Annotated in this window: 24 protein-coding genes; 9 read left to right on the plus strand and 15 right to left on the minus strand. The window is 69.4% G+C overall.

All coding sequences use genetic code 11. The features are described from left to right. The first annotated feature begins 54 nt into the window (after positions 1 to 54). Positions 55 to 864 (plus strand): glycan biosynthesis hexose transferase WsfD, encoded by an 810-nt coding sequence (gene wsfD, locus VSH64_RS38195; RefSeq protein ID WP_326567616.1) that lies wholly within the window; start codon positions 55 to 57, stop codon positions 862 to 864. Here wsfD and VSH64_RS38200 read toward each other — a convergent pair. Then, positions 803 to 2104 carry a hypothetical protein gene (locus VSH64_RS38200; RefSeq protein WP_326567617.1) on the minus strand — a complete coding sequence of 434 codons (1302 nt, stop codon included), beginning with the start codon at positions 2102 to 2104 and terminating at the stop codon, positions 803 to 805. The genes wsfD and VSH64_RS38200 overlap by 62 nt on opposite strands. A 124-nt stretch (positions 2105 to 2228) precedes the next feature. On the opposite strand from VSH64_RS38200, the gene VSH64_RS38205 reads away from it, so the two are divergent. After that, positions 2229 to 2969 carry a lysophospholipid acyltransferase family protein gene (locus VSH64_RS38205; protein ID WP_326567618.1) on the plus strand — a complete coding sequence of 247 codons (741 nt, stop codon included), beginning with the start codon at positions 2229 to 2231 and terminating at the stop codon, positions 2967 to 2969. Positions 2970 to 3037: 68 nt separating this feature from the next. Here the strand turns inward: VSH64_RS38205 and VSH64_RS38210 are convergent, their stop codons facing one another. Further along, positions 3038 to 3502: an RICIN domain-containing protein gene (locus tag VSH64_RS38210; RefSeq protein WP_326567619.1), complete on the minus strand. Its 465-nt coding sequence runs from the start codon at positions 3500 to 3502 to the stop codon at positions 3038 to 3040. 976 nt (positions 3503 to 4478) lie between these two features. Continuing rightward, complete coding sequence (locus tag VSH64_RS38215) at positions 4479 to 5264, minus strand: HAD family hydrolase (protein WP_326838142.1); 786 nt, start codon at positions 5262 to 5264, stop codon at positions 4479 to 4481. A gap of 93 nt (positions 5265 to 5357) precedes the next feature. On the opposite strand from VSH64_RS38215, the gene VSH64_RS38220 reads away from it, so the two are divergent. Then, a complete protein-coding gene (locus VSH64_RS38220) occupies positions 5358 to 6245 on the plus strand; it encodes an LLM class flavin-dependent oxidoreductase (protein ID WP_326567620.1) in 888 nt (295 codons plus the stop codon). 580 nt (positions 6246 to 6825) lie between these two features. Here the strand turns inward: VSH64_RS38220 and VSH64_RS38225 are convergent. Next, on the minus strand, positions 6826 to 8838 hold the full coding sequence (locus VSH64_RS38225) for a DUF6541 family protein (RefSeq protein ID WP_326567621.1): 2013 nt from the start codon (positions 8836 to 8838) through the stop codon (positions 6826 to 6828). An 88-nt stretch (positions 8839 to 8926) separates the two neighbouring features. On the opposite strand from VSH64_RS38225, the gene glf reads away from it, so the two are divergent. Genes glf through VSH64_RS38240 form a run of 3 tightly spaced genes read left to right on the plus strand, consistent with a single transcriptional unit; the run spans position 8927 to position 11761 of the window. Continuing rightward, positions 8927 to 10150, plus strand: coding sequence for a UDP-galactopyranose mutase (gene glf / locus VSH64_RS38230; RefSeq protein WP_326567622.1), 1224 nt, complete (start codon positions 8927 to 8929; stop codon positions 10148 to 10150). After that, the gene (locus tag VSH64_RS38235) at positions 10143 to 10703 is read left to right on the plus strand and encodes a phosphatase PAP2 family protein (RefSeq protein ID WP_326567623.1); all 561 of its coding nucleotides are present in this window, start codon (positions 10143 to 10145) and stop codon (positions 10701 to 10703) included. The genes glf and VSH64_RS38235 overlap by 8 nt, the downstream gene beginning before the upstream one ends. After that, complete coding sequence (locus VSH64_RS38240; RefSeq protein WP_326567624.1) at positions 10700 to 11761, plus strand: decaprenyl-phosphate phosphoribosyltransferase; 1062 nt, start codon at positions 10700 to 10702, stop codon at positions 11759 to 11761. The genes VSH64_RS38235 and VSH64_RS38240 overlap by 4 nt, the downstream gene beginning before the upstream one ends. Positions 11762 to 13162: 1401 nt before the next feature. Here the strand turns inward: VSH64_RS38240 and VSH64_RS38245 are convergent. From VSH64_RS38245 to VSH64_RS38275, 7 genes are all read right to left on the minus strand, one after another. Then, a complete protein-coding gene (locus VSH64_RS38245) occupies positions 13163 to 13801 on the minus strand; it encodes a VC0807 family protein (RefSeq protein WP_326567625.1) in 639 nt (212 codons plus the stop codon). A gap of 82 nt (positions 13802 to 13883) precedes the next feature. After that, positions 13884 to 14480 carry a hypothetical protein gene (locus VSH64_RS38250; RefSeq protein ID WP_326567626.1) on the minus strand — a complete coding sequence of 199 codons (597 nt, stop codon included), beginning with the start codon at positions 14478 to 14480 and terminating at the stop codon, positions 13884 to 13886. Further along, positions 14480 to 15172: a hypothetical protein gene (locus tag VSH64_RS38255; protein ID WP_326567627.1), complete on the minus strand. Its 693-nt coding sequence runs from the start codon at positions 15170 to 15172 to the stop codon at positions 14480 to 14482. The genes VSH64_RS38250 and VSH64_RS38255 overlap by 1 nt, the downstream gene beginning before the upstream one ends. Further along, complete coding sequence (locus VSH64_RS38260; protein WP_326567628.1) at positions 15169 to 16659, minus strand: WXG100 family type VII secretion target; 1491 nt, start codon at positions 16657 to 16659, stop codon at positions 15169 to 15171. The genes VSH64_RS38255 and VSH64_RS38260 overlap by 4 nt, the downstream gene beginning before the upstream one ends. Before the next feature lie 3 nt (positions 16660 to 16662). Next, on the minus strand, positions 16663 to 17142 hold the full coding sequence (locus VSH64_RS38265; RefSeq protein WP_326567629.1) for a YbaB/EbfC family nucleoid-associated protein: 480 nt from the start codon (positions 17140 to 17142) through the stop codon (positions 16663 to 16665). 118 nt (positions 17143 to 17260) lie between these two features. Continuing rightward, entirely contained in the window at positions 17261 to 18016 is a 756-nt protein-coding gene (locus VSH64_RS38270; protein ID WP_326567630.1) for a decaprenylphospho-beta-D-erythro-pentofuranosid-2-ulose 2-reductase, read from the minus strand. Continuing rightward, a complete protein-coding gene (locus VSH64_RS38275; protein ID WP_326567631.1) occupies positions 18013 to 19386 on the minus strand; it encodes an FAD-binding oxidoreductase in 1374 nt (457 codons plus the stop codon). Before VSH64_RS38275 ends, VSH64_RS38270 begins: the two co-directional genes overlap by 4 nt. A gap of 155 nt (positions 19387 to 19541) precedes the next feature. Here VSH64_RS38275 and VSH64_RS38280 point away from each other — a divergent pair, with 155 nt between their 5' ends. The 3 genes from VSH64_RS38280 (at position 19542) to VSH64_RS38290 (ending at position 23033) form a co-directional block, all read left to right on the plus strand. Further along, positions 19542 to 20009, plus strand: coding sequence for a GtrA family protein (locus VSH64_RS38280; protein WP_326838143.1), 468 nt, complete (start codon positions 19542 to 19544; stop codon positions 20007 to 20009). Positions 20010 to 20014: 5 nt separating this feature from the next. After that, on the plus strand, positions 20015 to 21925 hold the full coding sequence (locus VSH64_RS38285; RefSeq protein ID WP_326567632.1) for a glycosyltransferase: 1911 nt from the start codon (positions 20015 to 20017) through the stop codon (positions 21923 to 21925). Between the two features lie 94 nt (positions 21926 to 22019). After that, entirely contained in the window at positions 22020 to 23033 is a 1014-nt protein-coding gene (locus tag VSH64_RS38290; RefSeq protein WP_326567633.1) for an acyl-CoA dehydrogenase family protein, read from the plus strand. On the opposite strand, the gene VSH64_RS38295 is transcribed toward VSH64_RS38290, so the two are convergent. Genes VSH64_RS38295 through VSH64_RS38310 form a run of 4 tightly spaced genes read right to left on the minus strand, consistent with a single transcriptional unit; the run spans position 23030 to position 26871 of the window. Continuing rightward, entirely contained in the window at positions 23030 to 24226 is a 1197-nt protein-coding gene (locus tag VSH64_RS38295) for a cytochrome P450 (RefSeq protein ID WP_326567634.1), read from the minus strand. The two genes, VSH64_RS38290 and VSH64_RS38295, sit on opposite strands and share 4 nt — an antisense overlap. 9 nt (positions 24227 to 24235) lie before the next feature. Beyond that, positions 24236 to 25039 (minus strand): ABC transporter permease, encoded by an 804-nt coding sequence (locus VSH64_RS38300; protein ID WP_326567635.1) that lies wholly within the window; start codon positions 25037 to 25039, stop codon positions 24236 to 24238. Then, entirely contained in the window at positions 25036 to 26001 is a 966-nt protein-coding gene (locus VSH64_RS38305; protein WP_326567636.1) for an ATP-binding cassette domain-containing protein, read from the minus strand. The genes VSH64_RS38300 and VSH64_RS38305 overlap by 4 nt, the downstream gene beginning before the upstream one ends. Positions 26002 to 26028: 27 nt before the next feature. After that, positions 26029 to 26871: a DUF4097 family beta strand repeat-containing protein gene (locus tag VSH64_RS38310; protein ID WP_326567637.1), complete on the minus strand. Its 843-nt coding sequence runs from the start codon at positions 26869 to 26871 to the stop codon at positions 26029 to 26031. Between the last annotated feature and the right edge of the window lie 39 nt (positions 26872 to 26910).

A 26910-nucleotide genomic window follows, 5' to 3' on the forward strand; every position in this document is an offset into this window, starting at 1 on the left:
CGGTGACCGTGGTCGGCGGGCTGTTGGCGGGTGAACGCCAAGGTGCAGACGTTGATGGTGCTGCCGCTGCTGATCATCGCCGTGCTGCTGGTCACGCGCTCCCGCTGGGTCCCGGGCGTCCTCGTGGTCCTCGCGCTCGCCGGTGGCACCTGGTGGGCCCAGGCGACCGTGACCCCGGCCGCGGCCCCGGACGGCACCGTCTCCGCCCGCCCCGGCGACGACTCCCGCGAGATCAACATGGTGAACACCGTGTTCCTCAACATCGTCGACGGCCACCACGACACCGCCGCGGACCTGGGCGAGCTCGGCCTGCCGGCGTCCTTCGCCCAATACGCGGGCAACGGCTGGTGGCACGCCCACCCCGTGACCCTGGATCCGCAGTACGCGCAGTACCGGGACCGGTTGAGCCGTCGCAATGTCGTCGCCTGGTTCGCTTCACACCCGGTGCGGACGCTGGGGATCCTCAACCGCGCGGCCAGGGACCTGCTGGAGGCGCGGCCCGCTTATCTGGCGTCTTTCGACGAATCGGCCGGCTTGCCGGCGGCCGCGCAGGAGTACCGGGTGCCGGTGTGGTCCGGCCTCACGGGTTTGGTGGCGCCGCTGGGGTTGATCGCACTGCTGCCCGTGTGGCTGTTCGTCGCCTGGCGCGCGTGGCGACATCGGCGGGCCGCGCTGGGGGTGGTGCTGGCGCTCCTGCTGACGACGGCGCTGGGCCAGTTCATGCTGGCGGCGTTGGGGGACGGGATCGAGAACGTGAAGCACCAGGTGGTCGCGTTGTTCTGCACGTTGGTGGCGGTGGTGCTCAGTTGTTGTCCGCGGCCTTCGGCAGAGGCGGCAGCGGTGGCATCAGGAACTCCTCGGTGACCGCGTCGGCCGGCGTCGGCCGTGCCACTCGCGGCGGCGAAGGCCACTTCGGCGGGAACGTCAGCAGCGCGAACACCACGAGCGCACCGGCGTCGAGCGCGAACGACGCCGGCCAAGGCACCCAACGGAAGTTGATCGCCAGGTAGAGGAACGCGAGCACGCTCACCCAGAGGCGGGCGGCGTCGCTGCGGTGCCGGTCGAGCACCACGGCGAACATCCCGAGCACCAGCGGCGCCATCATCACGAACACGCGCGTGGTGTCCGTCGCGACGAAGCGGCCGGCCAGGCAACACAGGAACAGCCACAGGCTCGCCACGAGCATCGGGCTGCGGATGCCGTGCTTGCGGTACTGCAGGAACAGGCCGTAGCCGAAGATCAGCCACACGAAGTGGAACGTGTCCCAGAGCACCGCCTGCTCGGTGCCCTTGTGCGACGACAGCGAGAACCGGATGTTCTCCAGCAGGCTTCCGTTGTGCTGGCCCGCGCCGAACCCGTAGTCGCCGCCGATGAAGTGCTGCGCCCACACGCGGTAGCCGAAGTAGCCCGCCGCGGCGACGAGCAGCGCCGCCAGGCCGCCGAGCACGTCCTTGTCCCGCAACGACCGGGTGCGCGTCCACGCCAGCAGCGGGTACAGCGGCGCCAGCAGGAGAGTCGTTTCCTTGTTGAGGGAGCCGACGAGGATCACGAGCGCGAACAGCACCAGCTTGCGCCGGAACGCGAGCCAGATCGCGATCACGTAGAGGAGGTTGTTCAGCGGGTCGACGAGGTACGGGTCGCTGAGGTTGTACTGGACGTACCAGAACGTGGAGGCCAGCAGCACGGTGGCGACGAACGCCGTGAACAGCTGCGTTTTCAGGTACGACCGCGCGAATTCGAAGAAGACGACCGCGGTGGCCACGGTGACCAGGTACGTGAACGTGAGCCACAGCGCGTCGAGCGAAAGGCCGGTGACGTTGTGGGCGAGGTGCACCAGCCACGGGCTCAGCATCCGCAGCGCGAACGGGTTTTCCACGGGCGCGCCGGTGTGTTCCGACATCGCGTAGTACTGCAGCGCGTCGCCCCAGGCGTGCAGGTGGGCGTCCTTCTGCAGGGGCGCGCTGGAGATCAGGTTCACCAGCGAGACGACGGCGAGGGTGAGCCACACCCACAATCGCTGGCGAGCGCTGGATCTTCGGGGTTTCTTGGCCGAGGTTTCGGTCGGCGCGTCGGTCGTGCCGCTCGCGACGGTGGCGGAAGTCACCGGATCATGGTATCTGTGCCGGTCAGCGGGCTGGCGGCGGTGAAAAGTTCCCGAATGACGGGTTTCGTGCCGACGATCACTTTGAGTAGCCACGCGAAACCTACGCTCCCGTAGCCTCGGTGGCATGGCTGACTTCGTGTACCCGCCCGTGCTGGTCGCGGCGCAGACGATGTTCCGGGTGCTGGACAACCGCATCCGCATCGAGGGCGCCGCGCACGTCCCGGCGCGCGGCGGGGCGGTGATCGCGTGCACGCACGTCAGCTACCTGGACTTCATCTACTGCGGCCTGGGCGCCCGGCCGTCCAAACGCCTGGTGCGGTTCATGGCCAAGCACGAAATCTTCGCCAACCGCGTGGCCGGACCGCTGATGCGGGGCATGCACCACATCCCGGTGGACCGCTCGGCCGGCCAGGCTTCGTACGACGCCGCGGTTTCGCGGCTGCGCGCGGGCGAGGTGGTCGGCGTGTTCCCGGAGGCGACGATCAGCCGCTCGTTCACCGTGAAGGCGCTGAAGACGGGCGCCGTGCGGATGGCCGCGGAGGCCGGCGTGCCGGTGGTGCCGATGGCCCTGTGGGGCACGCAACGGCTGTGGACGAAGGGCCGCCCCCGCGACCTGACCCGGCGGCACGTGCCGATCTCGATCTTGCTGGGGGAGCCGATGTTTCCGTCGGCGGAGGGTGATTGCGAGGTTCAGACCGCCGAGCTGCGGGGGCGGTTGTCGGAGCTGCTGGATCGGGCGCAGGCGGAGTACCCGGAAACGCCGGTGGCGTCGGAGCGGTGGTGGCTGCCGGCGCATCTGGGCGGTAGTGCGCCTACGGCGGAGGAGGCTGCTTCGCTGGATGCTCGGCCTGCTGCTCAGGGTTGAGTTGCTGGTGGGCTGGTGGATTGCTTGGCTCGGGCGGCCCGTCTGGTGCGCGGCGAGAATGGCTTCCACTAGTTGACGTACGGATCCCATTCCTGCGGGGCACCTAACCCGCAACCGCTCAGGGTGACGTAATGGGTACGCCCGGGCTGTTCGGTGAGACAAGTCCCGGTGACGTTGTTCCTCAGCTGGTAGTAGCCCGATGGCACCGCCACCATCCGCCACAGGGCCGCCGGGTCGGACGCGAGGCAGTCGCGCATCACCGGTTGGCCCGAGCGGGCGACGAGGCAGAGCCTGGTGCTCTGCTGCCGCAGCGCGGTGGGCGCCGTTCCCAGGGTCGCGACCCACGCCTGGTACGGCCCGCGGTTGCACGTTGTGGCGTACGGCCCGTAATCGGACCGGTAGTCCAGGCACTCGCCGGTTCCTTTGTTTTCCCAGCTCACGTAGACCGCGGCGTGGGCCGGGACGGCGCCGAGCCCGAGCATGAGCAGTGCCGCCGAGCCCACCGCGGCCAACTTCCTCCAGAGCGAGCGCATTTGCCCGGTCCCCCTTCGCCGATCGAACACGTCCGGGCATTCAGCCTGCCGTGCCGGCCACCACCGGCTGTCCCGCCAACCAGGCGAAGCTCGCCCACAACCGGGGGATCACGCGGCGCCTGCGCGTGTTCGGCGAGCCCCCAACACCGAGCGAGGATGGCTCGCGACCGCAGATGCGCCTGGCCGACGATCTTCGCGTCCGGCTCCACCCTCAACGAAAGTGACTCCGCCCAGGTCAGGAAAGGCGGTTGTGCCAGAGAGAACGAGACAGGACATCCGGTGAGCAACGCGCCTCATCGTTGGCAAGACAACCGACCTGATGGCAGCCGCTCGCTTCTGCTGGCAAATTGCCTTCGGCTTGGCAGCTTGCCATGGCAAGCCGCGGCAGTGGTCGGCAAGTCGTATCCGCCATTGGCAAGCCAACTGCTCGATGGCAGTCGCTCGCTTCTGCTGGCAAGTGACGTCGGGTCGGCAGCTTGGCTGTGGCAAGCCGCGGCAGCGTTGGCAAGTCGCGCCTGCCGTTGGCAAGACAACAGCTCGATCGCAGCCAGACGCTTCTTTTGGCAAGTCTGCGTCGAGCTGGCAGCTTGCCGTGGCAAGGGGCCGTAGCGGCTGGCAAGTCGCAGCATCCATTGGCAAGGCGGCTGCTCGTTGGCAGGCGGTTGTTTCTGCTGGCAAGTTGACGTCAGGTTGGCGGATTGCCGTGGCAAGCGGCCGTGCTGGTCGGCGAGTCGCGTCTGCCGTTGGCAAGTCGACTGAGAGATGGCAACAAGCCACCGTTGCTGGCAAGTTGACTAGACGTTGGCAATCCTCGGTGGCAAGCGGCCGGGAGCAGCGGCAAGTCGTCTCCACCATTGGCAAGACGACCTCAGAGTGGCAACCCGTCACCCCGCGCGGCAAGTGCCACCACCGATGGCAACTTGCCACGGCCCAAACCCAGCCCCAGCCGTAGAACCCCAGCCGCAGAACGCCAGCCCTAAAACCACCGCTCCAAAACCTGCGCCACCCCATCCTCCGCAGCCGGCCCCGTCACCTCGTCCGCGACGTCCAGCACCGCCTGGTGCCCGTTGGCCATCGCGACCCCGTGTCCGGCCCACTGCAGCATCTCCACGTCATTCGGCATGTCCCCGAACGCGATCACCCGCTCCGCCGGCACCGAAAACCGCTCGGCCACGTCCGCGAGCCCCGTCGCCTTCGTGACGCCGTGCGCCGACAGTTCGATCAGCCCGCCCGACGACGAGTACGTGATGTCCACGGCCCCGTCCAGCACCGCGCGCGCCGCGACCGCCATCTCCTCCGAGCCCAGCCCCCGGTGGCTGATCAGCAGCTTGATCGCCGAATGCCCCAGCACCTCCGCGCGCGGGGCCGTCCGGCCTTCGCCGTCGCCCCACGGGTTGCGGTACTCCGGTTCGATCACGAAGCTCCGCACATCGGCACTGATCCGCTCGGCCGCCAGCCGGCACCCCGGCAGCGCCTTGTCCAGTGCCGACGCCAGGTCGTGCAGCAACTCCGGCGCGAGCAGCCCGTGCACCGCCACCACCTCGGACGTCGCGATGTCCAGCAGTACCGCGCCGTTCGCGCACACCGCGTACCCCGTCAGCTCCAGCGGCCCGGCGATCGGCGGGATCCACCGCGGCGGCCGGCCGGTGCAGAGGACGAACGGGACGCCGTCGGCGCGCACGCGCTGGACGACTTCGATCGTGCGGGCCGAGAGGGTCTCGGTGGGGCCGAGCAGGGTGCCGTCGACGTCGGATGCGATCAAGCGGGGTTTCTCCACGTCCCCATTGTCCCCGAACCGGGCATGGGCACCGCCCGTTCGAGCGAATGTCGGTGGTTGCCGCTACCGTCCACCCTCGTGCGAGCAGGCATCGTGATCCTTCCGGAAGATCGTTGGTGGGCGGCCGAGCCCAAGTGGCGGGCCGCCGAGGAGTACGGCTTCGACCACGCGTGGACCTACGACCACCTGGGCTGGAGATCCCTGGTCGACGGCCCGTGGTTCTCGGCCGTGCCCACGCTGACCGCGGCCGCCATGGTCACGTCCACGATCAGGCTGGGCACGTTCGTCGCGTCGCCGGTGGCGCGGCACCCGGTGCCGTTCGCGCGTGAGCTGATCACGCTCGACGACGTGTCCGACGGCCGCTTCGTGCTGGGCGTCGGCGCCGGCGTGGACGCGAAGAGCTACGACGGGCAGGTGCTCGGCGCGCCCGACCTCACGCCGAAGCAGCGCGCCGACCGGTTCACGGAGTTCGTCGAGGCCCTCGACGGCCTGCTGATGACCGACCGCTTCGACTTCGCCGGCGAGCACTACCAGGCCCACGGCGCCCGCAACCTCCCCGGCACCGTGCAGCGCCCGCGGCTGCCGTTCGTCGTCGCGGCCAACGGCCCGCGCACCATGACGCTCGCCGCCCGCTTCGGCGCCGGCTGGGCCACCACCGGCCGCGGCGGCGCCACCCTCGACGAGTGGTGGGAGGGCATCGCCGAGCTCACCCGCGTGTTCGACGAACGCCTCGACGCCGCCGGCCGCGAACGCGCCAGCGTCCACCGCTACCTCAGCCTCGACGCGGCGCCGGTCTTCTCGCTGAGCAGCGTCAACGCCTTCCGCGAAGCCGTCGACCGCTCCCGCGAACTGGGCTTCACCGACGTCGTCGCCCACTGGCCGCGCTCGAGCGGCCCGTACGAGGGCCACGAGTCCGTGCTGGAGCAGGTCGTGGAAAACGTCCTGCCCACGCTCAAGGCCGACTGACCCCGCTACGCCGTTCAGGTGACTTCACCCCCGCCGGGAAACCGATTTCCCGACCCGGGCGTCAAGCAGGTGAGAAGAGGGGGAGACGGCCCTTCACCGGGCCGCTCTTCTCACCCGTGAGCACCCCGGGGGTGCTGGGGAATGGGAGGTCCTCGTGGCCGCGGCTGGGGCATCCGCGGCCACGAGGCTCCTGAAAATCGCCTGCCGCAAGAGCCGCGAGCACCTCTGCCGAACGCGCGGGCACCGTTGAATCCGAGCCACCGAACCGAGCGCATCGTCGACGAGTGGAAACGCCGTTTCCACTCGCAGCGCAGCCATGCGCGCCGGCGGCCACCACTGAAAACGTCACCGCGCGGCTACCAGCATCCACCGCCGCTGAATGCGGGCGCTCGGCCAACGTCCTCACTGCGAGACACCGCGCCACCAGCACCGGCTGGAAACGCCGTGTCCGCGAACCGGCCAGCCCACCGCCGCTGAACGCGAGCGCTCCGCCAACGTCCTCACTGCCAGCCGCGCCGCCAGCACCATCCGGAAACGCCGTTTCCACCGCCGCCGCACCCTACGAGCACCGCAGAACCGATCACTTCACGATCGTGTAAATCACCGCACCAGGATTCCGGTAATCCACCCGCACGAAGTCCTTCCCGGCCAACCCGTGCAGCCCCGGGGCGATCGGGGTGTCCTTGCGGATCGTGCCGCTGCCCACCAGCACGTGGTGCACGTCCAGCCGCGCAACGGCGGCGCGCACCCGCGGGTCCGTGTCGTAGTCCCGGAAGTGCATGGCCAGGTAAACCGCGTCCGGATCCACGTTGCCGCCGCCGTCGTAGTGGCCGGCGACGGGGTGCACGCCGGCGATGGCGTACATCCACGCCGTGCCGTCCATGCGGTCGTTGAGCACCTTCTCCTGCGAAGGGATCCCCATGGTGCCGAGGTGTTCCATCGCGGCGATCTCGTCGGCGCTCACCGGTGGCGTCACCTCGCCCTCGGGGCCGTTGTAGTACAGGTACGACACCGCCGTGGCGTTGGCGTTGCGGTAGAAACCGCCGGTGAGGACGGCCATGGCGGCCACCACGACGACTGCCGTGACGAGGCCGGCGCGGGCCAGCACGCGCGGGCGCGAGCGCACCCACGAGCCGCTGCTGGCCAGCCGCGCGATCCAGCGCTGAAGCTCGGCCATGCCGTGGCCTGCGAGCAGGCACAGGGGGATCGCGGCGAGCGCCATGAGCCGGTAGCGGTCGTTCCACCACGGGCGCGACAGCGAAACCACCCACGGCAGGTAGCCGTAGCAGGTCACGAGCACGAAGAAGCCCGAAAGGCCGATCGCCGACAGCAGCACCCAGCGCATCCGCCCGAGCGTGAAGAACATCAGCGTGCCCAGCGCCAGCAGCACCGTGAGCCAGATCTGCGGCCGGCTCAGCACCTGCTGGAACGTGACGAGCAGCTTCAGCGCGAGCGGCACCGGCAGGTTCGAGTTCCACGAGTAGTACGGGTACGAGCTCGACGTGAACCCGATCGCGCCCAGGATCTGCGGCGCCGCCAGCACGCCGCTGAGCACCAGCACCGGCAGCATCCGCAGCACGTCGCCGAGGATCACGCGCCACGCGGCCACGTCGGCGGCGACCCCGTCCACCGGCTTGCGCCGCAGCGACCGGTACCAGCGCTGCAGCGCCAGCGGGAACGCGAAGAGCACCGCGCCGAACAGTGCGCTCGAGTGGGCCGCGAGCAGCCCGTCGGCCGTGAGCGCCACGATCAGCCCGGTGTCGAAGCCCGGCCGCACCAGGAAGCGGTGCAGCGCGACCGCGGTCAGCGGCGTGAGCACGATGCCGAGCGCGTACGGCAGCAGCCCGCTCGACACCGACTCGTACGCGCCGGTGGTGGCGGCCGCCGCGACCAGCGCCGTGCAGCCCGCGTACACCGCGCGCCCGCCGAGTTGGCGGATCAGCGCCACCATCGACAGCGCGAACAGGCCCGCGACCGGCATGGTGATGGCGTTGAGCGTGACCGGCACGCTCGTGCCCGAGATCTGGTAGACCAGCGCCCCGACCAGGTGGTACGCGTTCGGGTAGAACGAGCCCTGGGGGTACCAGTTCACGGTGCCCATGCCGGTGAGCGAGCCGTCGCCGGTGTCGGCGATGTAGCGGATGCCGTTGGCGTGGAACACCGTGTCCCAGCGCTGGAACACGGCGGTGGTGCCGCCGCGCGCGGAGAGCACCACGGCGACCGAGAGGCCCACGGCCACGACGACGCACCCGGCCACGGCCCAGTGCGCCCGTTTGCTCCACTCGATCGGCGGCTCCTCGGCGCCCGGTTTCAGCCACCCGCGCGCCATCAGCAGCCGTCGGATGCCGTAGACGACGGCGGCCAGCACCACGGTGCACACGGCCGCTGAAAAAACGTTGTACGGGAGTTTCACGATGGCCAGCCACGGCCCGGCCAGGCCGGTGATGGCGTAGCTGAGCAGCGGCGCGAGGCCGGCCAGCGCCCAGCCGCGCACGCCGGCGGCCAGGCCCACCAGGCCGCCGGGTATCGCCAGCACGGCCAGGTAGGTGACGACCGCTACCAAGTAGGTCCCCAAGGTGTCCGGTGCAGGCATGCTTCTCACGTGTGTCGGTGCGGTACGGCCGGCGGTATGCCGAGGTCGGTTCGGGCCACGGTGTCAGGACTGCGTACCCTGGGCGCCCGTGAGCGAGCACACGAACCCCGCCAAGATTACTGAACACGACTTCGCCGGTTACGACCTCGTCATCGTCGGGTCCGGTTTCTTCGGCCTGACCGTGGCCGAGCGCGCCGCGGCCGAGCTCGGCAAGAAGGTCCTGGTGCTCGAGCGCCGGAGCCACCTCGGTGGCAACGCCTACTCCGAGGCCGAGCCCGAAACCGGCATCGAGGTGCACAAGTACGGTGCGCACCTGTTCCACACGTCCAACAAGCGCGTGTGGGACTACGTCAACCGCTTCACCGAGTTCACCGGTTACCAGCACCGGGTGTTCGCGAAGGTCAAGGACCAGGTCTACTCGTTCCCGATGAACCTGGGCCTGATCAACCAGTTCTTCGGCAAGTCGCACACGCCGGACGAGGCGCGCGAGCTCATCGCGAAGCAGGCTTCGGAGTTCGAGACCGCCGACGCGCAGAACCTCGAGGAAAAGGCGATCTCGCTGATCGGCCGCCCCCTCTACGAGGCGTTCATCCGCGGCTACACCGCGAAGCAGTGGGAAAACGACCCCAAGAACCTCGGCGCGAACATCATCACGCGCCTGCCGGTCCGCTACACGTTCGACAACCGGTACTTCAACGACACCTACGAGGGTCTGCCCGTGAACGGGTACACCGCGTGGCTCGAGAAGATGGCCGAGCACGAGAACATCGAGATCCGGCTCAACGTCGACTACTTCGACGTGCGCGACCAGATCCCGGCCGGCACGCCGACCGTGTACACCGGGCCGCTCGACCGCTACTTCGACTACTCCGCGGGCCGGTTCACCTGGCGCACCGTGGACTTCGAGTCCGAGGTCGCCGAAACCGGTGACTTCCAGGGCGCGCCGGTCGTGAACTACAACGACCAGGAAGTGCCTTACACCCGCATCATCGAGTTCCGCCACTTCCACCCGGAGCGGGACTACCCGAAGGACAAGACGGTCATCTTCCGCGAGTTCTCGCGCTTCGCGACGGACGAGGACGAGCCGTACTACCCGATCAACACGCCGGAGAACCGCGAGAAGCTCGAGGCCTACCGCGAGCTGGCGAAGAACGAGGCGCGCGAGAAGAACGTGCTCTTCGGCGGCCGCCTCGGCACGTACAAGTACCTCGACATGCACATGGCGATCGGGTCGGCGCTCTCCGCGTTCGACAACAAGATCGCCCCGCACCTCACCGACGGTGCGCCCCTCGACGGGTCGCTGGATGCTTGAGCAGAGCGCGGCTCCGATCGAGGCGGGTACGCCGGTCGCGCCCCCGGTGGGGCCGGCCGGCGGTGAGGTCGCGGTCCTGTCCAAGGCCCAGGCCTTCCTGAAGAAGCCGGGCACGGTGCAGGTCGCGCGCGGGATGTCGCTGTTCGGCGAGCACAGCGCGGGCTGGTTCGCGCTCGGCCTGATCGGCGCCGCGGTGGACAAGCCGCGGCGCAAGGACTGGCTCGTGGCCTCGGCCGGCGTCGTCGGCGCGCACGCCGCCTCGATCGCGGTGAAACGCGTGGTCAGGCGCCGTCGTCCGGACCACCCGAGCGTCGAGGTCCTGGTCGGCACCCCGAGCAAGCTGAGCTTCCCGTCGTCGCACGCGACCTCCACCACGGCGGCGGCGGTGCTCTACTCGGGACTCACCGGGCGTAACCTGGTCCCCGCCCTCGTACCGCCGATGCTGGCCTCGCGGCTCCTGCTCGGCGTCCACTACCCGACCGACGTACTGGCCGGTGCGGCCCTGGGAGGCCTCGTCGGTGGTCTGATCCGACGGAAGCTGAAACGACGATGAGCGAAACGACCGACGAGCGTGCCGAGAACGCGACCGAGCCGGCTGAAACCGCGAAGGCGGATGAAGCCGTGAAGGTCGAGACGGAGGCGGCTGCGGCCGACGTCGAGTCCTCGGCTTCCACGAGTTCCGAGGCTGCCGCCCCGGCCGCGCCGGCGACCCCGGCCGCGGCCGGCACCAACCCGGTCGCGCTGGTGCTGGGCGTGATCAAGACGGCCCGCCCGAAGCAGTGGGTGAAGAACGTGCTGGTGTTCGCCGCACCGTTCTTCGCGTTCTCGAAGGCGACCAACCGCACCGAGCTGGTCGTGGACGCGCTGATCGCGTTCGTGGCCTTCTCCCTCGTGGCCTCGTCGGTCTACCTCATCAACGACGCGGTCGACGTCGACGCCGACCGCGCGCACCCCACGAAGCGCAACCGGCCCATCGCGGCCGGGATCGTGCCGGTGCCGGTGGCCTACGCCGCCGCGGTGGTGTTCTTCCTCGCCGGGCTAGCGGTGTCGTTCACCGCGAGCTGGGAGCTGGCCGTGGTACTCGGCGTGTACGAGGCCGTGCAGCTCGGCTACTGCTTCGGGCTCAAGCACCAGCCGGTGGTCGACCTCGCGATCGTCGGGTCGGGATTCCTGATGCGCTCCATCGCCGGTGGTGTCGCCGGCGGCATCGCGATGTCGCAGTGGTTCCTGCTCGTCACGGCGTTCGGTTCGCTGTTCATGGTGGCCGGAAAGCGCTACGCGGAGATCATGCTGTTCGAGCGCACCGGGGCGAAGATCCGGTCGTCGCTGAAGAAGTACTCGGCGAGTTACCTGCGCTTCGTCTGGGCGACGTCCGCGGCGATCTTGATCATGTCGTATTGCCTGTGGGCGTTCGAGATCCGGCAGGCGGAGCACGATTCGTTGTGGGCCGTGGTGTCGATGGTGCCGTTCGTGATCGCGGTGCTGCGGTACGCGGTGGACGTCGACGGCGGCAACGCCGGGGCGCCGGACGAGATCGCGTTGAAGGACCGGGTGCTGCAGGTGCTCGGGTTGGCGTGGGTTGTGACGCTGTTCCTGTCGTTCTACCTGTGATGTGTGGTTGTGCGGTTCCTGTGAATGGGGCTGGAATTTAGACAGCTGGGTATCAGGCTGCGCACAGAAATACCGGTCATCCTCGGGGGTGGGAGCGGGCAGCGTGCCCGTTTCCGCTTCAGGCGGAGGAGCCGAAGATGAGTGACCAGGTGCCGGGGGACAAGCCGGAGGAGAAGCCGGAGCAGTCAGCTGCGTCTGGTGAGCAGGTGGGGGCTGGGGGACAGTCTGCCGCGGAAAATCCTGCTGTGGTGAACCCTGCTGTGGAGAAGCCGGTGGGTGAGCAGCCGACGGTGCAGCAGGCTGCGGTGGGGGGTGTCGGGGTGCCGGAGTCTGGGGTGCCGGGACCGCAAGGTGGGGCGCCGCAGGGTGTGTCGCAGCAAGGTGTGCCGCAGCAAGGTGTGTCGCAGCCGCAGGGTGTGCCTGGGCAGCAGGGTGGGCTGCCGCCGGGAGTGGCGCCGCAGGGTGGGCCTGTGCCTGGAGTGCCGCCGTATGGGCAGGCTGGGGTGTGGGGTGGGGCTCAGCCGGTGAAGCAGCCCGGTGGGTTTCGGAGGTTTGCGGGGAATCGGGTGACCCAGTTGGTGGCTGTTGGGGTGCTGGGGTTGCTTGTTGGTGGTGGGGTTGTCGGTGGGGTGATGGCGGCTACCCAGCATGGGGGTGGGAGGCCTGGGACGTCGCATTTCCGTGATGGTGGGGGTGGGGGTCCGTATCGCGGGTTCAGGGGTGGGCCTGGTGGGCCTGGTGGGTCTGGGTTTGGGCAGGGTGGGCCTGGGCAGCAAGGGGTGCCGGGGCAGCAGGGTGGGTCTGGGCAGGGTGGGACCGGGACCGGGACTGGTTATGGGAGTGGTGCTGGGATTTAGGTTGGGGTGGCGGCTCGGCGTGCTGCGCACACCATTGCGCCGGGTGAAAGGTGTGGGTGGGCTCCCCGATTTTTCATTGTGACTACGGGCGGGGTGAGCTTGTCAAGGCGGGAAAGATGCCTTGACAAGCTCACCCCGCCCGTGTGGTTTAAAAGAATCGGGGGGCCGGCCGGGGTGGGGAGGCGGGGGAGGAGTGGTGCGGGGCGGGTTTGTGTTGCCGGGTGCGGTTTTTGTGGTGGGATCATCTGCTGCGGTTTTGTGGTGGGTTGCTGGGCGCGGTCTTGAGTGAGTCCTGCGGGTGCGGTTTTGTGGTGGGTTGCTGGGTGCGGTCTCGGGTGAGTCCGGCGGATGCGGTTTTTGTGGTGGGTTGCTGGGCGCGGTCTTGAGTGAGTCCTGCGGGTGCGGTTTTGTGGTGGGTTGCAGGGTGCGGTCTCGGGTGGGTCCGGCGGATGCGGTTTTTGTGGTGGGCCATCGGCTGCGGTTTTGGGTGGGTCCATCGGGCGCGGGTTTTGTAGTGGGTTGCTGGGTGCGGGTTCTGGTGTGGTTATTGAGTGGTGAGTTGCTCGGGGCGGAGTACCGCGCGCATAGAGCCTTCGCGGAAGAGTAATAGTTGGGTGATTATCTGCAGCAGCACAAAGAAGACGATGGAGAGCACTGTGTCGAGGGCGGGTACGTCGTCGATGGGGAGGCTGTACGCGATGCCGATGCTGATGGCGCTGTGCAGCAATCCGCCGACGCCCCAGGCCACGGCGAGTACGCGCCATACGTGGCGGAATGACGGGCGCTGGTCCCACAAGGCGTCGAAGCGTGGGCCCTTGCCTGGGAGCAGGGCGCGGGCGGCGGTGTAGGTCACTGGGTGCTTGCCGATGAAGAGGCTGGCGAGGAGCCAGAAGCCGGCGAGGGTGCTGAACCAGGCGTTGCGGATGAGGAGGAGGCGGGCGTCGCCGGTCCAGAGGGAGGTGGTGACGCTGACGGCGACGATGGCGAGTACGAAGAGGCCCATGCCGTCGAGGCGGCGTTGGCGTACGGCGGTGTAGAGGATGCGCGCCGCGGGGGGTAGGCCGCTCAGGACCAGCGCCCACACCGGGGCCACGCCGAACGCGCGCAGCAGGTAGTAGCCGCCGACGGGGGCGCCGATGTCGATGAGCAGGGCGAAAGCGGATGAGCGGAAGTCTTTACCCATCCGTCGAGTCTCAGGTGACGCCGGGGGTCAGACCATCGTCGGTCCGGTCAGGGCGCATCCACCGATTGGTTGATGTGGGGCGTCAGCGGCGGGAGAGAGCCCGTCGGACCTTCAGGGGGGCCAGAAGGTCGCGCTGGGTGAGGGAGGAGCCGTCGGAGAAGGTGAAGTGGATGGCCGGCTCGGGTGGGAAGCTGCGGCCCGGAGTGATGGCGTCGAGGCGGGTGACGGTGTTGGCGGGGAATTCCTCGACGGTGACGAAGAAGTCCTTGGTGGCCGGGGCGGCCACGAACTTCGTCGGGTACACGAGCGCCAAGCGGCGATCGGTCCAGGTCAGGCGGGCGGTGCCGGCGGAGGAGGCGAGGTGGTCGGCGATGCGGGCCGCCACGTCGGACGGGGTGGTGGCTTCCATGCGGTAGGCGAGTGACGGGTCGTCGGTCCAGTCCTCGTCGGGGAGGCCGGCGGGGGTGGGCCAGCGGCCTGGGGCCGTGGTGACGCGGATGGGCTCGCGGGCCGGCGCGTACGGCAGCTGCAGCGAGCCGCCGACCCACGCGATGACGTGGCCGTGGGCGGGTGGGCAGGCCAGTAGCAGGCGTTCCTTGCGCTGGAGCCAGGCTTTCGCGTAGTCGCGTTCGATGATCTCGTCGACTTCGGTCGCCTGTTTCAGTTCGGCAGTGTTCATCAGGTGGCTCCGTTCGTGCGGGCCAGGAGCCAGGCGAAGGACTCGGGGTCGTTGGCACCGAACCGCAGTTCGAAGCCTGAACCGTCTACAAGGGACATGTGCAAACCGTGGGCGACGGTGAATCCGGTGATCTGCGCCCGTGGTAGCTCGGCCGCGACCTCGAACTCCCGCCGCGCCACCGGCTCGCCCTCGCGGTTGGTGCCGTAAGTCTTGCGCCGGTCTGCGACGATCTCGGCGACGTCCTTGCCGAACTTCGCCATGCCGCGGCCGAAGCCGATTGCCTTGCCCAGTAGGGAAGTCTCCGGAGCTGGCTCGGGCTCGGGTGTCACCACGGCTCGCAGCAGCACCAGCCGTGAGGTCGTCAGCGCCCACAGTGCGGCACCCGAGCGGGCCAGGCCCTCGGCGACCAGCCCCGGTCGATCCCCGAGCACGACAACACCCGGCGGAGCCACCACGGTCCCATTGCTGCCACTGTCCTCACTGGACAGAGCCGCGTCGACGACGCCGCCGGCGAAGTCCGAAAAGCCGGAGCCCACCTTGCGCAGCAGGCTCTTCGCGGGCTTGCCGAACTCGTCGAGCCCCCGCACGTCGTACGCGACACGCTCGCAGTACGCGGCCCACAGCAACCGCTCGTCAGCATTCAGGTGCGGGCGCGCCTGCGTGGCGGCACCCAGGGGGTCGGCGAGATTCATTCTTCGAGTGAGAATCCTCGGTCGGTCGCCTCGCGGCGCTCTTCGGCACTGTCGGTCTGCGACTCGTGGTAACCGTACTTCACGCCCTGCTCCACGCCCTGTTCGACGACGTTGCCCGCCGTGCCCCGCCAGGCCGCCTTGCCGACGCTCGACGTGCCGCTCATCCCCGCCAGCCGGAGGCCGGTTTCGGTGAGGTTGGTGGTCAGCGCGTCCGCGCCGTTCTCCCCGACGCCCAGCGCGTTGGCGAAGCGGTTGCCCGTGCGTGAAGCACCGGTGGCGGCGTCGGCCTTGGTGAGGATCTTCGCGAGCGGGTTCTTGTCGATGAGGTCGGCCACGCGCTTTTCGAGGAAGTTGCCGTTGCGCAGGCCTTCCATGCGCTCCACGACCTTCTTCAGCGGGCCCGTGCGCAGCTTCTGCAGGATCTTCTCGAGCTCCTCGATGAGCGGCTTGAGCTTGCCCAGCAGCTGCTTCACCTTCATCCCGAGCCGGCCGCCGGTCACGGCGACCTCGCCCGTGGTGGCCGCCCCGGCCGCGCCCACCGACGCGCCCGCGGTGATCCACGACGCCGCCAGCGCCGCGAGCCACTCGATGATCAGGCCCATCACCAGCTCTTGCAGGATGTCGATCACGATCTCCACGAACGCGTCGAACAGGTCCGCCGCCAGCTCCAGGATCTGCTGCAGTCCGCGCACCTCGTCCGCGAACGCCGAGGCGCCCTCAGAGAACTCGCCCATCTGCTTGCGGAACGCGTCGCCGCCGGCGCCTTCCCACGGCTCCTTCGTGAGGTCCGCGCGCTTCTGCTCGTGTTCGCCGACGCCGTCGAGCCACTGCGCCACCTGCGCCCAGCCCTGGGCCGTGCTGCGCATCTGCTCCGGGTCGCCGATCGCCGGTTCGAGCACGAACTCCACCAGCGGGCTGATCACGATGCCGATCAGGAAGCCGAGGCCGTTGTCCAGCAAGGACTTGCCGGGGCTGGTCACGAGCTGGATCTGCTCCATGCGCGTGTGCACGGCCGCGATCGCCACGTCGGGCGGGCTGCCGGCGGAGGAAACCTCGGTGGACGTGGAAAGCCACGAGCTGCCGTAGCCGCCGTTCTGCTCCAGGTAGCTCTTGCGGCCGGCGTCGCCCGCGTGGTTCACGTCCGAGAGCGAGCCGGCGCCGCCGCCACCGTCGGCGAGCTCCTTGCCGAGCCCGGTCACGGCGTCGGTGGTGGCGTCCTCGTGGCCCTGGTACGCCTGCGCGGCCAGCGTGGTCTTGTCGGCGATCGCGTCGAGGAAGGTTTTCGCCTGGTCGGCGAGGTCCTGGCACTCCTTGAGCGAGTCGAAGTACTTGTACGCCATCAGCTCGCCGAGCGGGCCGAAGCAGTCGTCGCTCACGCGCGCCTGCTCCAGCAGCTGCGCGAGGCTGCCGAAGTGCCCGGACGCTTCCTTCGAGCCGCTCGCGTGCGCGTTGAGCGCCGCCGGCTCGATCTTGAACCCACTGGTCACGAATCACTCCCGCCGAAGAATGGGACCCCCGAAGTCGTCGTCTTCGACGGCTCTCGGGTTCGTCCGGTTCCGGGTCGGCTGGGGTGTTTGCGGCGGTTGCGCCGGCCCGGGTGCGGCGGGCTGGCCCGGCGCCGCCATCGTGCTCGCCGTCGGTGGCGCACTCGGCCCGAGCGGATCGACGTGTGCGTTGAACGCTTCGCGGAACTGCTCCGCCCGCTCACCCAGCACGGGCTCCACGGTCTGGTTCAGCGCCGCCGCGGCCTGCTGCGTCGCGGAACGGATGGCGCCCAGGATCTCCTGCTGCAACGCGGTGTGCGAGCGCCGCATCGCCTGCGGGCTCAGCTGCAGGCCGAGCACGGCACCCGACGGCGCGACGGTGACCGTGACCGAGCCGTCGGCGTTGCGCGCGTGGCCGCGCAGGTTCGCGATCTGTTCCTTGAGCTCGGCGGCCCGCGCCGCCTGCTCCTGGAACCGCTGGAGCACGGCGTCGAGCCGCGCAGCTTGGGTAGGCCTTGCTTGGTCGGACACAGTGGAACCCCCAGAAAGATGAAAGACCTTCGTCCACCCTATGCGACGAAGGCCCCACCTCAGGAGTTCCCGGTCAGAACGGCAGTTTCCGGAAAATCGGACGCGGCACGTGCCGCAGCACCGACATCACGAGCCGGAACTGCGCCGGCGCCCACACCAAGTCCTTGCCGGCGCGCGCCGCGGTCACGGCGGTGTCGGCGACCTGCTCGGCCGTCTGCGCCAGCGGAGCGTCCTTCAGCCCGGCGGTCATCTTCGTCTTCACGTGACCCGGGCGGACCACGGTCACGCGCACGCCGTGGTTGGCCAGCGCCTCGCCGAGGCCCAGGTAGAAGCCGTCGAAGCCGGCCTTGGTCGAGCCGTACACGAAGTTCGAGCGCCGCACGCGCTCGCCGGCCACCGAGGACAGCGCGATGATCGTGCCGTGGCCCTGCGTCTTGAGCTTCTCCGAGAGCGCCACGCCCACCGACACGGCGGCGGCGTAGTTCACGGTCGCCAGCTCCACGGCCTTGGCGTGGTCCTGCCACACCTCCTCGGGGTCGCCGAGCAGGCCGAACGCGACCACGGCCACGTCGATGTCGCCGCCCGCGAACGCGCGGTCGAGCACGGCGGGGTGCGAGGCCGTGTCCTTGGCGTCGAAGTCGACCGTGGACACCTCGGCGCCGCGGTCCTTCAGGCGCTGCGCCGCGGCGTCGAGCCGGGGCGAGGGGCGCGCGGCGAGCACGACCCGCAGCGGCTTCTCGGCCAGGTACTTCTCCGCGATCGCCAGCGCGATGTCGGACGTGCCGCCGAGCAGCAGCAGGGACTGGGGGTTGCCAACGGCGTCGATCACAGTGCGAGCCTCCGGCTCATGTCAGAGGCGAAAACGCCTTCGGGGTCAACGGCGGCGCGGACCTTGCGCCACTCTTCGAGCCGCGGGTACATCTTCGCGAACGTCTCGGCCGTGGTCCGCGAGTCCTTCGCGGTGTACAGGCGGCCGCCCGCGGCGAGCACCTCGTCGTCGAGCTCGAGGCAGAACCGGCTCAGGCCGGTCTTGATCGGGAAGTCCACGCTCAGCATCCAGCCGGGCGAGGGCCACGACATCGGCGCCGGGTTCGCGTCGCCCATGCGCTTGAACACGTTGAGGAACGAGTAGTGCCCCGACGTCGCGATCCGCCGGCAGATGGCCTTGAGCTGGTCTTCCGCGCCGAACGGCACCGAGAACTGGTACTGCAGGAAGCCCTTCGAACCGTACGCGCGGTTCCACTCCGACAGCATGTCCAGCGGGTGGTAGAACTGCGTGAGGTTCTGGACCTTCCCCCGCACGCCCTTCTTGGGCACGGTCTTCTGCCACAGCTCGTTGATCAGGCCGAAGGTGAGCTTGTTGCCCAGGCCGTTGGGGAACACGTCGGGCAGCGTCGCGAGCTTCGGCGCGTCGAACTTCAGCGGCTCGCTGCGCAGCTTCGCGGGCAGCTGGTCCAGCTTCGCGAGCGAGCCGCGCGAGAACGTGGCCCGGCCCATGCGGCTGTCGGACGAGATGAGATCCGGTACCGACATCGAGTAGTCGTAGGTGAGGTCCGAACCGTCGGTGAACAGCGCGAGCGTCTCGTCGAGGCTCGACGTGCGGTCGGCGTCGACGTAGAAGTACGCCGTCTCCGTCTTCTTCATCCGGATCGTGGCGCGGGTGACGATGCCGGTGAGGCCGATGCCGGCCACGGTGGCCCAGAACAGCTCGGCCTCGGGGCCCTCCGGCGTGAGCGTGCGCACGGTGCCGTCGGCCGTGAGCAGGTCCATCGACACCACGTGGTTGCCGAAGCTGCCGGCCGAGTGGTGGTTCTTGCCGTGGATGTCGTTGGCGATCGCGCCGCCGATGGTGACCTGGCGCGTGCCCGGCAGCACCGGCACCCAGAGGCCGTGGGGCAGCGCCTCGCGCATCAGCTTGTCGAGGCTCACGCCGGCGTCGAGGTCGACCAGCCCGGAGTCGGGGTCGATGGAGTGGATGCGGTCGAGCGCGGTCATGTCGACCACCAGGCCGCCGGCGTTCTGCGCCGGGTCGCCGTAGGAGCGGCCGAGGCCGCGGGCGATGACCCCGCGCGGGCCGGCCGAGGCGACAGCCCGTGCGATGGCCTCCACGTCAGGGGTGCTCAGGACGTCGGCGACGGTCCCGGCGGTGCGGCCCCAGCCGGTGAGCGTTCGTCGCTGTGTGTCGGGTGTCTGGGTCACTCGACCAGAGTAGACACGCCCAAAGCCGCCCGGAACGTGACCCTGAAGTGCTCGCTTCTACACTTTGCGCATCAAGGCACAAGCGTCCGCGCGTCAAAGTCGACACGGACAAGGCTTCCCGAGACGACGACGCATCGAGCCGAGAAGGTATTCCAGTGGTGGCTACGGAACCGCAGAGTGAGACGACGGTGACAACACCGGCGGGCCCCGGTCTGCTCGGTCAGCTCATCCGCTTCGGGCTGATCGGTGGGTTCTGCGCGCTCCTCGACCTGGGTACGTACTCGCTGCTCAGGGCGGTCGGCATGGACGCGGTGCCGTGGGTCGACATCGCTCGCGCGATCAGCTTCGTCGTGGGAACGACCACGGCGTTCTTCCTGAATCGCCGGTTCACCTTCGCCGGCGGCCGGCGCGATGGCGGCACGCAGGTCGGCAGCTTCATCCTGCTCTACGCCGTTACCTTCCTCGTGGCGGTCGGTGTGAACCAGTGGATGCTGCACCTGCTCCCGGAGTCGACGTGGAAAGCCACGTTCGGCTGGGTCGTGTCGCAGGCGACGGCGACCGTGATCAATTTCGTCATGCTCAAGTGGGTCGTGTTTCGTGAGCGGCCGGTAAAGGAGAACTGAGTTCTATGCCCGGTAAAGCAGCCCCGGTCGCGGAGGCGGCCCCCGAAGGCGAGACCCGGTTCGCCGAGCACGCGCCCGAAGGGAGGCTGACGGCCCAGCGCGGGCTGTACGCCGGCCCGGCGCCGATCGTCAGCAAGGACCTCTACGCCGAGCTCGAATGGGGCTCCGCGGTGCGCGACCGCGACGCGCTCACCGTCGAACCGTCGTCGAAGGTCACCGGCAACACGTACTTCGGCCGCTTCCCGGCCAGCTACTGGCAGCGCTGGACCACGGTCACCTCCGTCACGGTGGAAGCCCTGGTCAGCGGCGACGGCCTGCTGTCGGTCGGCGCGTCGGACCTCCAGGGCGACGCCCGCGTGGTCAACGCCGAGCAGGTCTCCGGCGCCAAGGCCCGCAAGGTCTCCATGAGCGCGAGCCTCGACAAGTTCTACGACGGTGGCGCGCTCTGGCTCGACCTCGAGACCGAAGGCGGCCAGACGCTGCGCGTCGAGCAGGTCCGCTGGACCGTCGACGCACCGGAGAAGATCCGCCCGACCGCGGTCACCATCTGCACGATGAACCGCGCCGACGACTGCCTGAAGAACCTGCAGGCGCTCGCGGCCGACGTGTCGTCGCTGCACACGCTCGACGCCATCTACGTCGCCGACCAGGGCACCGACCTCGTCGAGTCGCGCGACGGCTTCGAGCAGGTCGCGAAGGACCTCGGCGAGAAGCTGCACTACATCAAGCAGCCCAACCTCGGCGGCGCCGGCGGCTTCACCCGCGGCCTCTACGAGGTGGCCGGCCACACCGCCACCGAGCACGCCAACGTGCTGTTCATGGACGACGACGTGCTCCTCGAGCCGGACCTCGTCGTGCGCATGACGGCGTTCTCCAACCGCGCGGCCAACCCGATCATCGTCGGTGGCCAGATGCTCAACCTGCTGCACCCGAACCAGCTGCACGTGGGCGCCGAGTACGCGCGCCTGAACACGCTGGAGCCGGGCCAGCCGGTCACGCACTCGCTGTCCACGGCCGACCTGCTGGGCGTCGACGAGGAGACCCTCAAGCCCAACCGCCAGGAACGCCGTCTCGACGCCGGGTACAACGGCTGGTGGTCGTGCCTGATCCCCTACGAGGTCGTGAAGGCCATCGGTTACCCGATGCCGTTCTTCTTCCAGTGGGACGACGCGGAGTACTCCTACCGCGCCCGCGAGTACGGCTTCCCCACGGTGACCCTGCCGGGCGCCGGCGTGTGGCACGCGGACTTCCACTGGAAGGACTGGGACGAGTGGCACCGGTACTTCAACCTGCGCAACTCGATCATCACCGCCGCGCTGCACTCGCCGTTCAACCTGAACCTGCTTTCGCGCGTGCTGCTCGCGCAGCTGGTGCGCTACCTGCTCGGCATGCAGTACGGCCTGTCGGCCACGCTGATCAAGGCCGTCGAGGACTTCCTCGAGGGGCCGGAGGTCCTGCGTGACGGCGGTGTCGCGGCGATGAAGGAGATCCGCCGGATCCGCGAGCAGTACCCGGAGACCAAGCGGCACAAGGCCACCGATGTGCCGGGTATCGCGTCCAACGACATCGGCATCATCAACAGCGCGCCGCGGCCCAGCATGCAGCGCTTGGTGCTGATCAAGCGCGTGATCGACCGCGTGCTCGGCCGCAGCCGCTTCGGCCTCGGCGCGGTGCCGATCGATGAGGCGCACTGGTGGCACATCGCGCTGTTCGACACGGCCGTGGTCACGGACGCTTCGCAGGAAGGCGTGCGCGTGCGCACGTACGACAAGGTGAAGATGTTCGACCTGGCCCGTCGCGGTGCGCGCGTGATCCAGCGCCTGCGCAAGGAAGGCGCGGGTGTGCAGGAGCAGTACAAGCGCGCGATGCCGGAGCTGACGTCGCGGGACAACTGGAAGCGGCTCTACGAGCTCTGAGGTTTGTTCCTTTGGAGGCCACCACGGATGTTCCCGTGGTGGCCTCCGGCTTGTTCGGGGGTCGTTTCGGGCGAGTTAGGGTAGCCTAATTTCTGTGCCGAACCTCGTCGCCCGAGCGCGGGCCCTCGCCGATGACGTGCTCTTCCCCGCCGCCGCTGAGGTGGACCTGACCGGCGAGGTGCCGCGTTCGCACTTCGACGTCCTGGCCGAGGCCGGGCTCTACGGCCTCGTCGCGCCCACATCGGCCGGTGGTTCCGGCGCCGGCCTGCCCGAGCTCGTCGCCGTGATCGAGACGCTGGCCGGTGGCTGTCTGAGCACCACCTTCACCTGGATCCAGCACCACGGTCTCGTCGCGGCCCTGGCCGGTTCTTCGAACGCCGCCTTGCGCACGGAGTACCTCGCCGACCTGGTCAAAGGCACCGTCCGCGCCGCCGTCGCCTACGGCGGCGCCCTCCCCACCCCGCCCCGCACCCGCGCCGTCCGAGTCCCCGGCGGCTTCCGCTTCTCCGGCGACGCCCCCTTCGTGAGCGGCTGGGGCACCACCGACGTGCTCATGCTGTCGGGCCAGACCCCTGAGGACACGGTGGTCTCGACCGTCGTGGCCCCGGCCGCCGCCCCAGGCCTCACGGCGACCCCGTTGCAGCTCGTCGCTGCCCAGGCCACCGCCACCGTCCGCCTGGACTTCGACGACTTCTTCGTGCCTGCGGAGCGCGTGCTCTCCGAAACGCCACACGCCGACTTCGTCACGGGCCGCACCTTCGCCGTCCGCCTGAGCGGCTGCGCCCCTCTCGGCGTGGCCGAACGCTGCGCCCGCCTGCTGTCCGACCTGGGCCATCCGGCGACGGCTGCTGCTCTGCGGGCTGAACAGGCCCAGATCCGCATCCGGCTGGACTCGGGTCTCACCGACCCGCCTTCGCTGCCGGCCGCGCGGGCTGCGGCTGCTGAGCTTTGTTACCGCAGCGCGGGTGCGCTGGTGGCCGCCGCGGGCAGCCGCGCTGTGCTGGCGGGTGAACACGCCGGCCGGCTGGTGCGGGAGGCGACGTTCCTGCTGGTGGCCGCGAGCCGGCCGGAGATCCGGGACGGGCTGCTGAGCCTGGCCCGTCGCTAGCCCTGATCCCAGGTGACCGGCAACTCCCGCACCCCGAAGATGTTCTGATGCCCCGGCCGCAGCCGCACCTCCTCCGGCGCCACGGCCAGCCGCAGCGTCGGGAACCGGGTGACCAGCGCCGGTAGCGCCACCCGAAGCTCGACCCGGGCCAGCTGCTGGCCGAGGCACTGGTGAATCCCGTGCCCGAACGTCAGGTGCCCAGGTGCACCGCGGCTCAGATCGAGCCGGTCGGGGTCGGCGAACCGTCGTGGGTCACGGTTGCCCGCCTGCACGGACACCGCGACGGATTCGCCCGCCTTGATCAGCTGCCCGTCGAGTTCGACATCTTCCAGCGCCGCGCGCACCCCGGTGTGCGTGATGCTCAGGTACCGCAGCAGTTCCTCCACCGCCGGGTCCGCAAGAGCCGGATCGGCGCGCAGCGCGGCCAGCTGCGACGGGTGGCACAGCAGTGCGAACGTGCCCAGCGCCAGCATGTTCGCGGTGGTGTCGAGGCCGGCGCCCAGCAGGAACGTGGCGAGGCCGGCCAGTTCTTCGTCGGTGAGGTCGCTCGTGGTGAGGTCGCTGAGGATGTCGTCCGTCGGCTCGGCGCGTTTGGCCGGGACCAGCTGGGCCACGTACTCCTGCAGCTGTCCGTAGGCCGCGAAGCGCTCCTCCGCGGAAGCGTCCACATCGGACACCGCGGCCGCGTGGCCCTGGAACGACGCGCGGTCCGCGTACGGCACCCCGAGCAGCTCGCAGATCATCACCGCCGGCACGGGGTGCGCGAAGGCCTGGACCAGGTCGACGCCGGGGCCCTGCCGCTCCATCGCGTCGAGGTGCTCGGTGGTGACCTGCTCCACGCGTTCGGCCAGTTGGCGCATGCGCCGCACGGTGAAGCGGCCGGTGAGGAGCTTGCGGTAGCGGGTGTGCTCGGGAGCGTCGACGCCCGTCAGGTCGCCGGGGGTCGCGGGCCCGATGGTGACGCCTTCGAAGCCCGGCATCGGGAAGTGGGCGAGTTCGTAGCGGGAGCTGAACCGCTGGTCGGCCAGCACGGCGCGGACCTGGGCGTAGCCGGTGGCCAGCCAGCCCTCGTGGCCGTCGGGGTAGGTGAGCCGGGTCAGCGGGTGCTGCTCGCGGATCCGGCCCAGCTCCTCGGGCGGGTCGAAGGGACAACCGGCGGGACGGTCGATCGGCAGCGAAGGCACGTGAGTCATCTCGGGGCCTCAGTGCGCGTATTCGCGGTTGAACAACCGCTTCGACCACAGGTAACCGACCAGCGCCAGCACCGCGCACCACCCCAGCGCGAACCACGCGTTGTTCCCCAGCGGCTTGTCCATCAGCAGCGCCCGCAGGGTTTCGATGATCGGCGTGAACGGCTGGTACTCGGCGAACCACCGCAGGCCGGCGGGCATCGAGTCGGTGGGCACGAAGCCGCTGCCGAGGAAGGGCAGGAGGATCAGTGGCATCGGCAGGTTGCTGGCCGTCTCCACGCTCTTGCTCACCTGGCCGAGCGCGACGCACACCCACACCAGCGCAAACGTCACCACCAGCAGGAACCCGGCCGTCGCCAGCCAGCCGCCGAACGAAGCCGCGGGGCGGAAGCCGACGAGCAGCGCCACGCCGATCACGATCGTGAGGGTGATCGCGGCCTGGATCACGCTGCCGAGCACGTGGCCGGTGAGCACCGAAACCCTCGCGATGTGCATGGTCCGGAACCGCGCGATCACGCCCTCGGTCATGTCCATCGCCACCGAGATCGCGGTGCCCTGCACGGTGGCCGTCACGGTCATCAGGATGATCGCCGGCGCCACGTAGTTCACGTAGGTCTCGCGGCCGCCGCCAAGGCCGGCGCCCATGGTGCCGCCGAAGACGTAGACGAACAGCAGCAGGAACACCACGGGCATCCCGACGAGCATCAGCGTCATCGACGGGTAGCGCAGCATGTGCCGGAGGTTGCGGCGCAACATCGTCGCCGAATCGCGCAGCGGCTGGAACTTCAGCGCAGGAGGGGCAGCGAGCGTGGTCATGAGATCGTCACCTTTTCGTTCGAGGGCGCGGAATTTCCGGTGAGGGCGAGGAAAACGTCGTCGAGGTCGGGGGTGTGCACGGACAGCTCGTCGACCTCGATGGCGTGGTCGTCGAGGCGGCCGATGAGGGCCTTGAGGGCGCGCAGGCTGCCGTCGCTGGGCACGCGCAGGCTGAGGCCGTCGTCGTCGCGCGACGCGTCGGCCAGCGTGCCCAGGGCCGTGTCGAGGCTGTCGGGGGAAGCGAACCGCAGCTGGACGTGCCCGCCCGGGATCCGGCGCTTGAGCTCGTCGGCCGTGCCCTCGGCGACGATCCGGCCGTGGTCGAGCACCGCGATGCGGTCGGCCAGCTCGTCGGCTTCGTCGAGGTACTGCGTGGTCAGGAAGATGGTCACGCCGTCGGCCACCAGACCGCGCACGATCTGCCACATGTTGCGGCGGCTGCGCGGGTCGAGGCCCGTGGTGGGCTCGTCGAGGAAGATCAGCTTCGGGCTGCCGACGAGGGTCATCGCCAGGTCGAGGCGCCGGCGCATGCCGCCGGAGTAGGTCGACGCCGGCTTCTTGCCCGCGTCGGCGAGGTCGAACTGCTCCAGCAGCTGGGTGGCGCGGGTGCGCCGCTCGCCGCGGCCGAGGTGGTGGAGATCCGCCATCAGCAGCAGGTTCTCCTCGCCGGTGAGCAGGTTGTCCACGGCGGAGAACTGGCCGGTGACGCCGATCGCGGCGCGCACCGCGTCGGCTTCGCGGACGAGGTCGTGGCCGGCCACCCGCACTTCGCCGGCGTCGGCGTTGATCAGGGTGGAGAGGATCTTCACGGCGGTGGTCTTGCCCGCGCCGTTGGCGCCGAGCAGGGAGAACACCGACCCTTCGGCCACGGTGAGGTCGAGGCCGTCGAGCACGACGTGGTCGCCGTAGGACTTGCGCAGGCCGGTCGCGGCGATGGCCGGCCGGGTGTGGTTGCTGGTCATGGTTTCCCCTTCGCTGGAACGGAAAAGTCAGGCGCGGCGGATGATCACGTCGCCGTAGGAGGTGCGTCCGTGCACCTCGACGGTCTCGTCGGCCTCTTCGGGCCGGGTCGCGTTCTCCATCAGGTTGCGCACGTGGCCGAAGCCGGTGTTCACCGAAAGCCAGGCCGCGGTGCCCTCGGCGACGCCGATTTCCAGGTCCCCCATGGACGTTTCGAGCGTCACGGCACCGCGCACGATCTCGCCGAGGTGGATCAGCCCGGCCGAGGTCTTCGCGTCGACGCCGGCGCCGGCGTGCTCGATGGTGATGTCGCCGTTGGCCGAGCGCACCCGCGCGTCGCCGCCGACCGAGGCGATGGTGGTCTCGCCGTTGGAGTTCTTGACCACCGCGGTGCCCTCGACCTCGCCGACGCGGATCTTGCCGGTGCCGGTGGAGATCTCGGCGTTGCCCGCGACCCCGTCGACGGTCACGTGACCGGCCGAAGTGGACACGTGCAGCGGGCCGGTGCGGTCGAGCCGCGCGTTGCCGGCGGAGGTCTTGAAGCGGCTCGCGCCGAGCCGGCCGGCGGTGCGGAAGTCGCCCGCCTGCAGTTCGGCGGTCACGGCCGAGCCGGTGGGCAGCTCGATGGTCACGTCGACCGCGCGGGTCTTGCGGGAGAAGTCGAACGTGCGCTTCGGGCCGGTGACGGTGAGCGTGCCGTTGGTGTAGTCCACGCGGACCTGCTGCGCGGCCTTCACGTCCGACTCGTCGTTCTCGTCGCTGGGCCGCACGTCGACCACGGTGTTCTGCCGGTCGCTCGCGGTGATCTGCACGTCGCCGACGCTGATCTCGAGGGTCACGGAAATCGGGCTGAGGGTTTCGTATTCAGGCATGGCTGTCTCCACAGTGGGTGTCGGTGAACCGTCCCCGCA

This window comes from Amycolatopsis rhabdoformis (assembly GCF_035918295.1).
In the GTDB taxonomy this organism is placed as follows: Bacteria; Actinomycetota; Actinomycetes; order Mycobacteriales; family Pseudonocardiaceae; genus Amycolatopsis; species Amycolatopsis rhabdoformis.

Bases quoted from the DNA above. Each gene is read 5' to 3' on its own strand.
- VSH64_RS38235 (WP_326567623.1), top strand. From the start codon at position 10,143: ATGCTTGAGCAGAGCGCGGCTCCGATCGAGGCGGGTACGCCGGTCGCG.
- VSH64_RS38205 (WP_326567618.1), top strand. From the start codon at position 2,229: ATGGCTGACTTCGTGTACCCGCCCGTGCTGGTCGCGGCGCAGACGATG.
- VSH64_RS38285 (WP_326567632.1), top strand. From the start codon at position 20,015: ATGCCCGGTAAAGCAGCCCCGGTCGCGGAGGCGGCCCCCGAAGGCGAG.
- VSH64_RS38255 (WP_326567627.1), bottom strand. From the start codon at position 15,172: ATGAATCTCGCCGACCCCCTGGGTGCCGCCACGCAGGCGCGCCCGCAC.
- VSH64_RS38225 (WP_326567621.1), bottom strand. From the start codon at position 8,838: ATGCCTGCACCGGACACCTTGGGGACCTACTTGGTAGCGGTCGTCACC.
- VSH64_RS38295 (WP_326567634.1), bottom strand. From the start codon at position 24,226: ATGACTCACGTGCCTTCGCTGCCGATCGACCGTCCCGCCGGTTGTCCC.
- VSH64_RS38240 (WP_326567624.1), top strand. From the start codon at position 10,700: ATGAGCGAAACGACCGACGAGCGTGCCGAGAACGCGACCGAGCCGGCT.
- VSH64_RS38245 (WP_326567625.1), bottom strand. From the start codon at position 13,801: ATGGGTAAAGACTTCCGCTCATCCGCTTTCGCCCTGCTCATCGACATC.
- wsfD (WP_326567616.1), top strand. From the start codon at position 55: ATGGTGCTGCCGCTGCTGATCATCGCCGTGCTGCTGGTCACGCGCTCC.
- VSH64_RS38305 (WP_326567636.1), bottom strand. From the start codon at position 26,001: ATGACCAGCAACCACACCCGGCCGGCCATCGCCGCGACCGGCCTGCGC.
- VSH64_RS38210 (WP_326567619.1), bottom strand. From the start codon at position 3,502: ATGCGCTCGCTCTGGAGGAAGTTGGCCGCGGTGGGCTCGGCGGCACTG.
- VSH64_RS38300 (WP_326567635.1), bottom strand. From the start codon at position 25,039: ATGACCACGCTCGCTGCCCCTCCTGCGCTGAAGTTCCAGCCGCTGCGC.
- VSH64_RS38250 (WP_326567626.1), bottom strand. From the start codon at position 14,480: ATGAACACTGCCGAACTGAAACAGGCGACCGAAGTCGACGAGATCATC.
- VSH64_RS38310 (WP_326567637.1), bottom strand. From the start codon at position 26,871: ATGCCTGAATACGAAACCCTCAGCCCGATTTCCGTGACCCTCGAGATC.